The organism is Shewanella oncorhynchi (assembly GCF_012584455.1).
Classification (GTDB): Bacteria; Pseudomonadota; Gammaproteobacteria; order Enterobacterales; family Shewanellaceae; genus Shewanella; species Shewanella oncorhynchi.
On sequence record NZ_JABAEB010000022.1, the window covers coordinates 1 to 13,761 of the forward strand.

The window sequence follows — 13,761 nt, forward strand, 5'->3', positions numbered from 1 at the left end:
ATGTTTTCACCTAAAGTCATCTACGAGGTAATAATATCACCTCTATTTAGGTGGCCAAAATTAGTGTGCCACTACATCCAAACCTCAGCGCTTCTGTGGGCTAAGTTTCTCTATATTAGAAATCAGTTTAAAGAGATCGATATGGATGAATATAAAGACTTTGTCGAGTTGGCATCCCCCCTTGATTGGATGGGGCAAGAAGATCTAACAGAAAATACCTGATGCCTTTCAACATCTAATCACAGGCAGACTCCCCTAATCGGTGGTGTACTGCGGGGTTAATAGTTCGCGCTGCAATTGGTTGCATAGGAAAATGATAGTACAAGCAAAAAATCTTTTGAAATTCACAACGAACACCTCAGCATCAGAAGTTCACCTTCCCCTGTGAAGTTGTCGAAATACGCAGATAAAAATGCCGTGGCGACATCATGGATGATGGCGCAGGCTCGGGGGGACAGGGATGTCCCATCTGAGCCGTTAGGCAATTTTTATTGGAGTATGAGACAGGTAACCAATGCATGTAACTTCGCTAGGGGCGTCATGGAGAATCCAAGGAGGATAGGACGAGCAGTCCTCCTTGGTCGGGTGTGGGGTGAAGCCCCACGACTTTGACTTAGATTTGGATTTAAAAGGTTAAAAGTTAAACTAATGCCAAAAAATCAAACGAAGTTTGAAAACCCACAGCCCTGCGGCACCTGAGCAACCCCCTACACTTGTGGTCTATGTAGATCGAAACGCAGACCTTCGGAGATCCCATAATAAGCCGATGGGCCGCCGGCACGTAATACGGGCTCGGCAAGGGCAGTTTGATAAATCCCCTCGGCATTGAGTAAATGCTTAGCAATATGCACGGCCACCACTTCACCTAACACTAACCAAGTATCAATCTTGTCGCCATTGGCGGCGGTGAGTTGAATACATTGGGACAATTTGCATTCGAAGTTCACTGGGCTTTCAGCCACTAAGTCTGCCTTAACAATGGTGCCAGCTTTAGCCGTGAGTCCGGCAAAGCTAAACTCATCTTGACCGCGTGGCAGCATGGCGGAGGTTTGATTCATTTTCTCAGCTAAGCCGCGAGTGGTGAGGTTCCACACAAACTCCCCTGTCTCGACAATATTGGCGACACTGTCTTTCCAGCCTGTGCTGGCAAAGCCAATGATGGGCGGTTTGTAGTTGAAACAATTGAAAAAGCTATAAGGTGCGAGATTGCGTTGCCCCTGAGTATTCCGCGATGAAATCCAGCCGATCGGTCGAGGCCCCACAATCGCATTTAAAGGATCGTGTGCAAGGCCATGGCCTTTGCTCGGTTCGTAAAAATAGCGGTTATCAGCAGTCATACTTCATCCTTTTGTTATTGCCACAACAATACTGGTGCAATTAATACAGCCATCACAGGTACGCTTTTATAGCCGCTATCTTACCCAAGTTTCGAGGCAGCTACCAAAAGTCTGTAGGGCAACTTAAGTCAGCTCCTTGAACAACATCTGGCTGCAAATTTCAAATCCAACACACTCTTCTGCTAAAGTGATACTTATCAGTGGGCTAAAAAGCCTAACTCTGCTAAATAGCATGTGGCAAATGAAGGAGCGGTGAATGGACGCGATAAAAGGGGGATGGAAGAGGTTGTTGTTGGTCGCAGTGCTGTTAGCGACAGGTTGTGCCAGCGTAGCGCAAATCGATTTCAATGCCCTGTTTGGCACTAGCTCACCGCAAAAACGCGTCGAAAATGCACAGCTTAACGACCAATTTATTCAACAAGCCGAGTTTGTGCACACACAAGTTGAGCCTATTCTCAATAGCCGCTGCGTGGTATGTCATGCCTGTTACGATGCCCCCTGTCAGTTAAAAATGACCTCGAGCGAAGGTATAGAGCGTGGGGCGAGTAAGGAAAAGGTTTACCAAGGCACACGCTTAGTCGCTGCCACACCTAATCGCTTATTTGTCGATGCCTTTACCCCAGAAGCTTGGCGTCAACGCGGATTTTACCCCATGCTAAACGAGCGCGATCAAACCCCAGAAGCCAATACCCAAGCCTCGGTATTAGCCAGAATGCTCACGCTTAAGCAAATGCATCCCCTGCCCGAAGACAAGATTTTAGATAAGCGTTTTGATTTCAGCCTAGATAGGGTACAGCAATGCGCCAGCCTAGAGGAAATGGACAAATACGAGCAAAGCCAGCCCCTTGCAGGTATGCCTTATGGCTTGCCAGCACTGAATGCGAATGAACATCAAGTGTTGATGCACTGGCTCGAGCAAGGTGCGCCACTGCCGTTTGCACAAGCGCTTACACCTGAATTTATTGCAGAAATAACCCTCTGGGAGAAGTTTTTAAACGGCGACAGTTTAAAAAGCCAATTAAGTGCACGCTACATCTACGAGCATTTGTTTGCCTTCCATTTATATTTTGAGTCTTTGAATCAGCCGAACACCCAGCCTTTATTCTTCGAGTTAGTGCGTTCTCGGACGCCGCCGGGGCAAGCGCTGGATATTATCGCCTCCCGTCGTCCCTTCGACGATCCTAAGGTGGAGCGAGTCTATTACCGCTTTCGGCCTTATCGGGCAACCATAGTCGATAAAACCCATATCCCCTACGCTTTGAATACCGGCTTGCTGGATAACTGGCAACAATGGTTTATCGATGCGGATTACTCAGTCACTCAACTGCCGAGCTACAAGCCGAGCGTTGCGGCCAATCCCTTTGAAGCTTTTATTCAAATTCCTGCCAGTGCGCGCTATCGATTTATGCTGACCCGCGCCCAAGATACCATTATGGGCTTTATCAAAGGCCCAGTGTGCCGTGGTCAGGTGGCGCTCAATGTCATTAACGATAGATTCTGGGTGTACTTTGTGACTCCAGATTATATGGACGACACTGACTTTAGCGCCTTTTACCATTCCCAACTTGAAAATCTACGTATGCCTGCAGAGGAAGAAAGCACTGCACTCGCAGTAACTTGGGTGAAATATGCCGCCAAGCAAGGCAAATATATGCGGGCGCGTAATCAATTCTTGAACGAGAAATTCAAAAACGGCCAGCACCTCACCATAGACGGACTCTGGGATGGCGACGACACCAATGATAATGCCAGCCTGACAGTATTTCGTCACTTCGACAATGCCACTGTGGTCAAAGGCTTAGTAGGCGAACCGCCCAAAACGGCTTGGATTATCGATTATGCCTTGCTGGAGCGTATCCACTATTTATTGGTCGCGGGTTTCGATGTTTATGGTAACTACGGCCACCAGCTATTAACTCGCTTATACATGGATTTTTTACGTATGGAGGGGGAATCGAATTTCCTGACCCTGTTGCCACAGGAGGAAAGGCGCAAGCAGTTGAGTGATTGGTATCAAGGGGCTGGAACTCAACTCACGGCCTTTATCGCAGGGGATATCAACACCTTTCATCAGCCTACGGGCGTACTCTACTTTAGTGACGATCTAAAGGGCGAACTGTATCAAAAACTCGGACAGAAGGTTGCTAAAGTTCAACCCAATCGATATCACATAGAAAACAGCAGCTTGAAAATACATAGCAAAGCACTTTTACACACATTAGATCGATTAAAAGGCACACAAGCGACCCTGTTACCAGAACTAACCATGATCATGGTGGAACCTGAAAAAGCGGGTAAAGCTGAGATATTTACCTTAGTTCGCAATAGCGCCCATCGGAATATTTCGAGTCTATTTAATGAGGCGAGTAACCGCGAACCCGCTAAAGATGACGTCACTTTAGTGCATGGCTTATTGGGCAGTTATCCTGAGGCATTTTGGCGAGTGAAAGAACAAGACTTGCCTAACGTCGTGGCGACAGTTGAGAAAATGCAAACTGAAAAAGACTATGAGGCACTGTTAGATATGGTGGGTGTACGCCGTACTGATCCGAAGTTTTGGGCCTTTAGTGACGAACTCAATCAGATCTTTTTCGACAATCACCCGATAGAAAGTGGGTGGCTGGATTACAACCGACTGCAAAATCGTTAATAAAAAAGGGGAACGCTAGCGTTCCCCTTCCTTTCAAATCAACCCAGTAAACTTACCAGATCTTAACGCGATCTTCAGGGGCTAAATACAGCTTGTCGCCAGGCTTAACATCGAATGCAGTATACCAAGCATCTAAGTTACGCACTGTCAGCGCGCGGTACATGCCGGGTGCATGGCCATCGGTTGCCACCCGAGCACGCAGGGCTTCGTCACGCATCTTAGTGGCCCATGTTTGCGCAAAGCCGATAAAGAAGCGTTGATCACCCGTAAAGCCTCCAATCACAGGCGCATCTTTGCCTTTAAGCGAGGCGTGGTAAGCATCATAAGCGGCGGCTAAACCTGCTACATCGGCAATATTTTCACCTAAGGTCAACTTGCCATTCACGTGTAAATCAGGGAAAGGCGCATAAGCATCAAACTGCTGCGCTAACGCATCGCCTTGCTTATCAAATTGAGCAAAGTCAGCGGGCGTCCACCAGTTACGCATAGCCCCAGTCGAGTCAAAGGCCGCACCATTGTTATCAAAACTATGGCTGATTTCATGACCAATCACAGCGCCAATCGCGCCATAGTTGTAGGCCGCATCGGCCTTAGCATCAAAGAATGGCGGTTGCAAAATACCCGCAGGGAAGTTAAGCGCATTCTGCACTGGCAAGTTCACCGCATTCACCACTTGCGGCGTCATCCACCACTCGCCTTTATCCATTGGTTTGCCAATCTTGGCTAGCTGATGGCTGTACTCTACTTTTTCACCATTGATGGCATTGGCGTAGGCATTGGTCGCAGTCACTGCATAGCTGTCGTAATTGCGCCATTTGTCGGGATAACCCACGCCCACCGCCATAGTTGCCACTTTTGCTAGGGCTTCTTTCTTGGTTGAAGGGTCCATCCAATCGAGTTTTTCCACTCGCTGACCGAAGGCGGCCACTATGTTATCCACCATAGTGCTGACTTCTGCTTTGGCCGAAGCGGGGAAATATTGCTCGGCATAGGCATGGCCTACGGCATCACCTAAATATTGGTCGAGTGCCGCTAAGGCACGTTTATCGCGGCTACGCTGCTCTGGCGTGCCAGAAAGCTTAGTGCCATTAAAGGCAAACGAAGCATTGTCGATAGCCGATGGCAACACATCAGCATGGCTATTGATATGGTGAAACACGAGCCAATCTTTCCATGCTTCTAAAGGCTCAGAGGCCACAAGCGCAGAAAGTCCCGTAATCGCCGTTGCATGGTAGGCCGCAAATTTAGGCTGATTGCCCAGTTGCGCCGCCGCTAGAAAGGCAGTCCAATCGATGCCCGGTGCTTTGGCATCAAAGTCAGCACGGCTCCATACACCCGAAGACTGAGTAAAATCTTCGCTTGCTTCACGGCTGGCGTGGGCTGCAGCAATCTTGTTTTCAAGGGCGAAAATACGATCGGCACGGACAGCGGCATCGCTCACACCCGCATCTTTAAGCAAGGTTTCAATGTAAGCGCGGTAAGCGGTGCGAATGTCGACCATTTTAGGATCGGCAGACAGGTAATATTCGCGCTCAGGTAAGCCTAAACCGCCCTGTAAAAAGTAAGGTAAGACTTCGCCCGGCGTTGATAAACCTTGGGTGACGAAGATCCCAAATAGGTTTTCGGTATAAAAGTCAGTCGCGTTGAGAGGATCGACATCGGCGCGCAGATTTCCACCTAATGCCGCAGATAAATCCTGCTTGCTCGCAATGGCCTCATAACGGGCAATATCCGCCTCGGCAGGCTTCATTCCTGCGGCATCAATAGCGGCGGTATCTGTGTAAGCCTTGTAGAAATCGGCGATACGCGCTTCGTCGCTACCCGCCGCATGTTGCGCTTTCACCAGATCGGCAATCAAACTGGTTTTATGCTTTTCGGTCGCTTCAAAAGCAACGAGGAAAGCGCCAGTGCTGGAGCGATCGGCTGGGATCATCGTCGTTTTCATCCATTCGCCATTGGCGTAGGTATAAAAATCATCCCCTGGTTTTACCGTTGGCGTCATAGCCGCGACATTAATGCCAATCGGCATTTGAGCCGCAACGTCTTGACTTTTTAGCGCGTTTTCGCTGGTTTTTACTGTGTTTTCTGTGGTGTTATCACTGCAAGCAGTGAGCCCAGCCAATACTGAAGTTGACAGTAACAGCACGGGAATAAGACGGTCCGACATGAATGACTCCTCTCTTTTTTATTATTGTATTTATAGTGTGATTGCTAAGTTTGGCAGTGTAACTGGCACTGAATGAAGAAGTAAAACAAAGCCAATTTTTATGATAGAAAGTTAATGCAAACAATTTGAACCAGACGCTCAAACTCGCAGCTTAGCATCATCACGACCGCGCTCAACTGCAGGCACAAAAAAGCCGACGCTATGTCGGCTTAATCAAGTTTGGCTAACGACTACTTTATAATTTGATCTGAGTGTACTGAGTCCACGCAAGTACTTGTCCCATCTGAGGAATGATCCATACTGCCGTGTGCTCATTTTGATAAACACGATAATAAAATAAATCTTCATCACGGATATCATGCTTACGAATTTCACGGTAGAACTGCATAGCAGAATGGCTGACTTCATCCGGTTTTGTCAGTTCTTTTTGTAACACTTTAACGTGAAAAACATCGACTTTAAGGTCATCAATTGTGGTCTGGTACTGCTCAAACTCACCGCGGATAGTGTATTTAATCGGCGTCGTTAAACAATCTTGATCTGTAATACAGGAGGTCGAATAAAACTTGCCCTTATTTTGCCCTTCATAGACCAGAGACATACTGAGATCGTTACGAACTAGGAGTTCGCCCGCGACGGGAAAATAAATATCCGCATGGTAATTATGCTCAAGTAACTCGCCCATTCCTTTATCATCCGCAGGGAGGACGATACGGTTATAGCGAATGCGCTGCTCCATTATTTGGCTCAGCGGAATAAACTCCGCCATATTTAATCCTGCGGGTTTTGCATCTATCGCCGTGATATTGATGATGCCGTGACCACTGCAGGCATCGGCGTCCAGCTCAGGGCAAATCGCCATCGAATAATTTTTGCCATCCGTTGAGGTAAATGCACTGAAGTAATTAAGGTTATTGATGTGATTTCCCTCTGGCGCTAAATGTTTTTGCCACCATGAAGGATGTAAACGATCCTCATCACCAATATAGAAGGTTCGCGCCGTCCCCAGCGTGCCACCAATATTGAGGCTGATATATTTATCGGCATGCCATTTAGCCACCTGTTTAACCACCGCATGGTGGTCGCTCACATACCAAACGATTGTCAAGATAGCGCACAAAAGGGCAATACCAGCAACTTTAGTCCAAACCGACACCCCCACTAAGGCATCACGAATTGCATTCGCATCATTGATCGCCAGCATCTTTACATGGGATTGTTCAGAGATATGCAATTGATAACCGCGGCGTGCCACGGTTTTAAGCTGCACTTCGGTATAGGGTTCGAGCTTTTTACGTAAGGTACTGATGCATTGCGTTAAAGAGGTAGGAGCAACCACCCTTTCAGGCCAGCCGACCTGCAGCAATTCTTCCTTAGTAAAAATGGCATTCGTGGATGATAACAACAGCACTAATAAGGCCGTTTCGGAAAAAGTCAGGCTGATGGTTGTCCCATTCACATGATCGACTAATTCCTTAGCCTGTTCATCTAACATTAAATAAGATGTGATTTTATGCATGTTAAACGCCTGAAAGATCAGCCAATACTGATAAAGTTTGATTACACTAACAACATGCAATCATCATGTGACATTGTTTCTTTCCAAGAAAACGATGATATGCAATCACCAAGTCAAGATGGTTTATTTTACCTTTTAACAACATATAAGAGTGTGACTCTATACTCAGTTTAGTCATTGTTTAATAAGTACAAAGTTAGACTAATACAGAGGTCGCTAAACTAGATTTCTTGGTATTTAAAGATCCAAGAACAACACAAAAGTAATGCACCAATCCAGCCACCCAGCAAACCATACATTAAGGGTAAGCCCAGCCCAGTTTGAGCAAGCAGAGTGAGACTACTTTTAGCCGCGAGTGTATCCGAGGGAGTCGCGAGTAAATTTAAAGCACGGAACAGATCAGTAGGGTTCAACAAAATCAGTAGATTGAATACAGTACGATTAAACATCTCACTCATTCCAACCACTGCACTGAGTAAAATCAGATCATAAACCAGCACAAGCACAAACCATAAAATGAGTAATATCCCCAGTGCCTTGGCTTTTTCTCGCACACACAAGCTAACCCAATAACCCAAGAGCACGAACACTAATGACAGTAAAATACTGCTCATAATCAAATGGATAAACCCGATAGCTATGGATAACTGGGCCTGAGTATCGCCCAGTGATATCAGTATCAATCCTGTTAAACCAAAGCCCAAAATGCAGGCAATGGTCATCACGCAGGCATGGCCTAAAAACTTGCCGCACACGAGATGCCAACGTGCTAATGGATAGGTCAGCAGTAACAACAGAGTGCCGGATTCTTTTTCACCAACAAAGCTGTCATAACTCAATAAAATCGCACCTAAAGGGAGCATAAATACCGATAAAGTGACTAACCCAGAGAGGATCTGGGCAGGCTCAAATACCACTAAGTTGCCGGACACAGCGCTGCCCATAAAACTCACACACAGAGACAGCAGCAACAAGATTCCCGCCATCATCCATAACCAACGATTACGTACATTATCCTTAAACTCTTTGGCGGCTATGGTGCTCACTATGCTCAGGGCACTTAAACGATGGTGCAAAACCTCAGAACGGTTCATAGGACTGATTCCAAATTAATCGCCTGATTTATATCTGTTATGTTAATAGTCTTTGTAGGCATTGTTGGCGACTGAAGGGGGCAAAGACTTTCCATGTAATGATGAAATACACTCTGCAAACTAGGAGGTTCAATAGAAAAATCCCCCGCGGGCACTTTTTGTAATAAGTGATTTAACACGGCTGACTTTTGCTCCTGTGGCACGGCTAGTGTGAGTCCCTGCCCCGCATTTGCCTTAACACATGCCGCTAAAATGGGATCCGCGAGCAATGCTTGCCTTTGAGTATTAGATAGAAAATGCAACAAGATATGATTTGGCAACTGAGTCGCCGCCCTCAGGGAGGTTAAGCTTCCCGAAGCTAACATTCGTCCTCGACCTAAGATCAAAGCGCGATCCATCTGATCTTGCACTAATCCCAACTCATGGGTACTGATAATAATGGCGCAGCCCTGCGCCCTGAGCTGAGCGATTTTTTGATACAGGAAAGCCGATGCCAAGGGATCTAAGCCAACTGTCGGTTCATCGAGTAACAGTACCTTAGGCTCAGCCAATATCGCCTGCGCGAGCCCAAGACGTTGCCGCATCCCCTTAGAAAAAGTACTCAAACGCTTATCTTTAGCGGCCTCTAAACCAAATTCAGCAAGTAATTCATGTACTTTAGGCAAGGCAACGCCCTTAAGCTTAGCGAAATATCGCAGCAGCTCATTGGCGGTCATATTGTCATAAAAACTCACATTTTCAGGCAAATAGCCTAAGGACAAACTCTGTCTGGCATTCATACTTCCGACACTATGACCTTGAACTTGGAGCAGGCCACTTGTGGGGGTAAGTAATCCCAAAATAAGCTTGAGTAACGTAGATTTACCCGCACCATTATGCCCAAGGAGTGCGATCACTTGACCCGCTAACACCTCAAAACTCACATCATCCAGTGCCTTAAACTTGCCATAGCATTTACTGATATTTGTCGCTTTAACAACCACATCAGCATTCACTACAGGCTTATTCGCTGAGCAGGTCAAAGTTTGATGATTCATCGCGAACCTCCATCAATCAGTACATGCGCGCCACTTTGCATTAGGGGAAAACTATCACTTATACCGCTCGTCACTTGGGGCTTAAATTGGCGTTCCACCCAACGCAGTAACAACACAACGGGGCTTTCCATCAACAGTTTGGCTTCAGGATAAAGCCAAAACAGTTTATCTAAACTGTCATTCGGCCTATGGACAATATCCCCGAATCCATCGCCATTCAGATCCCAACCTTGATATTCCGACCAGTAATTCCCCTGCCCCAGATAACTCCATTCAAGTTGGCTTTCACCGACATATTTGACTTGGGTTTGATTGGCCATAATACGATTATGCCAAAGGCGATTTTCCTCTCCGCCCATGGCCATACTGATCCCGGTATCGCTGTGGCTAAACTCGTTATCTTGAATACGGTTATGTTGAGCAGCGTAAATAAAAATACCTTTCCCCTCATTGCCAAGCTCCACAGTGCCCTTAGGGTTATGGATTTGACTCGCAACATTGGCTTGCACATGGGATGCCTCAGTAATGTTGAGCAAAATGCCAAAGTCCCGCGCCTGAGTCACACGGTTGTGGTGCAGGTAAATATGGGTTGAATTCATTAGGGCATAACCGCCATCGACGGCAATCGCTTGGTTTTGCCACGCTTCGTCGGCTTGGGTATACATGTAGTGAATACCATATTGCAGCTTAGTGAATTGATTTTCATAAATGCGGCTGTGGGTAACGGACTCTAAATACACACCATCACGGACAAAAATGAGCTGATTTCGGTCAATTTGTGGCGAATTAACATGCTTAAGATAAATGCCATCACCCCGATCAAGCACATGAATGGCGCCGTTACCACTAATACTATTGTTCGTGATGGTGGGCGAGTTTAGCTGTTCGCCATAAATACCAAAACCATCACCCACCAAGCGGTTTCCCTTAATCAGCACATTATCCGCCCCTTTTTTGAGTAAAATGGCGGCATCACGGTAATACAGATCCCGTCCCCAGTGGCGGATATTGAGCCCCTCAATACTCACCTGAGGCGCCTCAATGACCAACGCACTGCCTTGGCGCAGTGCATCTAATGTCGCGCCTATTTCCCCCTTTAGCGAAATGGATTGCGTCACCTTAAAGGAGCCTTCATACACCCCAGTGGCTAGCACTAAGGTGTCACCTGCTTGAGCTTTGTTAAGGGCAAGGGTGAGTGAATCTGTATCTGTTACCCGAATGAGTGCAGCCCAAGTACCGAAAGAGGCAAAGCACAGCAGCCAGATAAGGACGAGACGCAGCTTCATCATCACAACCTTATTTATCACCCGCGAGCAGTTCTAGGGTGATGTCATCAAATCTCAGCACTCGGCCACCGTATTCCTTAGCAAAGGCTTCGGCGGCGGCTTTAGTGCTAAAAGGGGCAACGGCAGGTCCCATCACAGCTTTCTTAGTCGTACCGTAAACATAGAAGGCATTTTGAGCATCAATAAAGGCGCCATCGTCTGGCTGCACCCAATCAGTCGTGCCCGCGTCATGCACCATCATGTAATCAATTTGTCTTTTATTTTCAGGCTGTAATGCAAAGTTAAACATATCGCGGCTAGAACAAAACTTAGGTACCGTTTTCTCAGCCTTGAGGTGTACTTGCCCTTTAGGTCCGGGATATTTAGTGATCACCATGCCGCATAAATGGCAACGGTCATGCTCGTGAATCATCTCGGCTTTATGAACATGGTCTGTGGCCTCGCTTTTATTACAGCCAAATAGCAAGGGCACTAACAGCAACAATGCATAGTATTTCTTCATCCTATTTATCCTTTTATTAAAATATCAACGCCTCGCCAGATTCCTTGCAGGGACAGATCTTTACGGCGAGGGTTGATAGAAACGGGTTTCATCTTTCATTCATTTTGCTTTGTGCTTTTGCAATCGCATTATCGATTGCTTCACGGTTGATACTGTCCGCATTGTTTTTGAGCAAAAGCTGCCAATGGTCAATGGCCTCTTGGTTACGAGCATGCAAGTAAGCATCTGCCGCGAGTAACATATGGGTTTGAGGCTCAAAGGGAGAGAGTGCTAATGCTTTGGTAATCACCTGTTGGGTTTCAGGTGTCATTTGCCGAAGCTCGCGGTAATAAAGCGCGTTAGCTTTTGCCCCTAACACTTCGGCATCTTCTCCCCCTATTTCGAGTAATTTATCCAAGGTCAGCACCGCATCTGAGTACAAACCTCCCGCATTGTAAGCCTGAGCTAATGACATAAGTGCCAAGGTGTTTTGCGGCTCACTCTGAGCCCAACGACTGGCTTTGGTGATCTCGGCCGCGACTAAATAATCAATATTTTCATCAATCCGACCTTGATCCCAATCTCTAAAACGGCCTGTTTGACTGTAGATAGCAAGGGTAAGCAGCACTAGGACGATTCCCATCGCAAAGGGCACCTTGCTCGACATGTTTGGCAACTGTGCGATTCCCATGACTAGGTTTAGACGCATGTGATGCCAGTAAATGTAAGCAACAAACAACAGTAAACTGATGCCAATGCCTAGTCCTAAGCTCACCATTCCAGTCTCCATTTCACTCTCCAAACAACTCGTTTTAGGAGCCAGATTAACCGTGTGCAGGCATCATCTTTTTATTTTTCATCTCTTTCATTTCGCTGGGTTTCTCAATATTTTTCAGTTCAATTTCAAAGATAAGTGCTGACTCAGGAGGGATAATACCTACAGCTTCAGTGCCATAAGCAAGGCTTGCTGGTACCACAAAACGGTATTTAGACCCCACAGGCATCAACTTTAATCCCTCTTCCCAAGCGGGGATCACCGACATTAATGCAAAGCGAGTGGGCTCTTTACGTCCAACCGTATTTTCAAACTCAGTCCCATCGATAAGAGTGCCAACATATTCCACTGTGACCACATCTTCTGGATTGGGTTTATGGCCTTTACCTTGGGTTAAGACTTCGTATTGAAGACCAGATGCGGTGACTTTAACGCCAGACTTTTTTTGATTTTCAGCAAGATATGCCGCACTTGCCTTTTTAGTTTCTGCCATTTGTTTTTCAGCAACGACAGTTCTTGCGGCATTGAGTTGTTCTGCTCTTTGGTTCAGGTAGGTCAGCACTTCTTCGTCGGTTAATTGCTGTTTATCTTTAAGCGCATCCACAAAACCTTGCACGACTAAGTCGACATTCACCTCTGAACCCAATTCAACTTGGTTGTAAACTTGACCAGAAATGTAATTACCAATAGAAGCGCCAATGCTGTAGGAGGTTTTATCTGCATCGGTTTTCAGACTTGTGGCGGCAAAACAGGCTACCGAAACAAATAATGCGGCGCAGGTCGCCACTGTGATGCTTTTGGGGATAAAAGAAGTTGGCATACGTGTTTTCATTTTATGTTCTCTACAATGTTAACCCTGTGGGTTTCGCCTTTTGGCCCTGCAAACCAAACCGATAAAACATCGGTCCTGTGTGTTACTAAGGTTTTTCTGTTACTCGACCCGACATACGCCAGCCATAAATACCATCGGCCATATGACGCACACCTGTGTAACCTAGCTTCATGGTTTCTCTCGCCGCCATATTGCTGCTGGTGCAAAGGCGGTTAGCGCAGTAAAACACCATGACTGCATCTTTATTCTTTGGAAGTAACTCTCTCCAATTCTGAACATTGAAAAAAACCGCTCCGGGGATAAAACCTTCTGCCCATATCTCCAGTGTATTTACGTCGAAAAAATAAACGCCTTGCTTGCCGACTAAGGTTTCCGCTTCCATCATCGAAATGGGATTTAATTGGATTTCGTTATAGGGCACTTCAGACATTTCTGAGCCACCACCGGCGATGACTGGCATCGCAGTCACGCCTAAGGCCAACACCATCAATATTCGGCTTACACTTTGACGAAGCATGTTATGCATAATTAGACTCTCATATTCCCCGACACCCAAAGGTGTCGGGGATAACTAGGACTCAAG

General features: G+C 46.6%; 12 protein-coding genes. 2 read left to right on the plus strand and 10 right to left on the minus strand.

The window, feature by feature from the left end; genetic code table 11:
- A partial coding sequence (locus tag HGO26_RS22320; protein ID WP_211085996.1) for a hypothetical protein occupies positions 1-222 on the plus strand: 222 nt, incomplete at its 5' end.
- A gap of 485 nt (positions 223-707) precedes the next feature.
- On the opposite strand, the gene HGO26_RS21725 is transcribed toward HGO26_RS22320, so the two are convergent.
- Positions 708-1,337: a flavin reductase family protein gene (locus tag HGO26_RS21725; protein ID WP_168827731.1), complete on the minus strand. Its 630-nt coding sequence runs from the start codon at positions 1,335-1,337 to the stop codon at positions 708-710.
- A 256-nt stretch (positions 1,338-1,593) separates the two neighbouring features.
- Here HGO26_RS21725 and HGO26_RS21730 point away from each other — a divergent pair, with 256 nt between their 5' ends.
- On the plus strand, positions 1,594-3,987 hold the full coding sequence (locus HGO26_RS21730; RefSeq protein ID WP_168827732.1) for a fatty acid cis/trans isomerase: 2,394 nt from the start codon (positions 1,594-1,596) through the stop codon (positions 3,985-3,987).
- Positions 3,988-4,039: 52 nt separating this feature from the next.
- On the opposite strand, the gene HGO26_RS21735 is transcribed toward HGO26_RS21730, so the two are convergent.
- From HGO26_RS21735 to HGO26_RS21775, 9 genes are all read right to left on the minus strand, one after another.
- A complete protein-coding gene (locus HGO26_RS21735; RefSeq protein ID WP_168827733.1) occupies positions 4,040-6,154 on the minus strand; it encodes a M13 family metallopeptidase in 2,115 nt (704 codons plus the stop codon).
- A gap of 235 nt (positions 6,155-6,389) precedes the next feature.
- A complete protein-coding gene (locus tag HGO26_RS21740; protein WP_168827734.1) occupies positions 6,390-7,673 on the minus strand; it encodes a winged helix-turn-helix domain-containing protein in 1,284 nt (427 codons plus the stop codon).
- Between the two features lie 221 nt (positions 7,674-7,894).
- Positions 7,895-8,767 carry an ABC transporter permease gene (locus HGO26_RS21745; RefSeq protein ID WP_168827735.1) on the minus strand — a complete coding sequence of 291 codons (873 nt, stop codon included), beginning with the start codon at positions 8,765-8,767 and terminating at the stop codon, positions 7,895-7,897.
- Positions 8,764-9,804: an ABC transporter ATP-binding protein gene (locus HGO26_RS21750; protein ID WP_168827736.1), complete on the minus strand. Its 1,041-nt coding sequence runs from the start codon at positions 9,802-9,804 to the stop codon at positions 8,764-8,766. The genes HGO26_RS21745 and HGO26_RS21750 overlap by 4 nt, the downstream gene beginning before the upstream one ends.
- Positions 9,801-11,090: a nitrous oxide reductase family maturation protein NosD gene (nosD, locus tag HGO26_RS21755; RefSeq protein ID WP_168827737.1), complete on the minus strand. Its 1,290-nt coding sequence runs from the start codon at positions 11,088-11,090 to the stop codon at positions 9,801-9,803. The genes HGO26_RS21750 and nosD overlap by 4 nt, the downstream gene beginning before the upstream one ends.
- A gap of 10 nt (positions 11,091-11,100) precedes the next feature.
- Positions 11,101-11,592 (minus strand): nitrous oxide reductase accessory protein NosL, encoded by a 492-nt coding sequence (locus tag HGO26_RS21760; RefSeq protein ID WP_168827738.1) that lies wholly within the window; start codon positions 11,590-11,592, stop codon positions 11,101-11,103.
- 88 nt (positions 11,593-11,680) lie between these two features.
- Entirely contained in the window at positions 11,681-12,361 is a 681-nt protein-coding gene (locus HGO26_RS21765) for a tetratricopeptide repeat protein (RefSeq protein ID WP_211085994.1), read from the minus strand.
- A 34-nt stretch (positions 12,362-12,395) separates the two neighbouring features.
- Complete coding sequence (locus HGO26_RS21770; RefSeq protein WP_168827739.1) at positions 12,396-13,178, minus strand: FKBP-type peptidyl-prolyl cis-trans isomerase; 783 nt, start codon at positions 13,176-13,178, stop codon at positions 12,396-12,398.
- A gap of 85 nt (positions 13,179-13,263) precedes the next feature.
- Entirely contained in the window at positions 13,264-13,704 is a 441-nt protein-coding gene (locus tag HGO26_RS21775) for a rhodanese-like domain-containing protein (protein WP_028761786.1), read from the minus strand.
- Between the last annotated feature and the right edge of the window lie 57 nt (positions 13,705-13,761).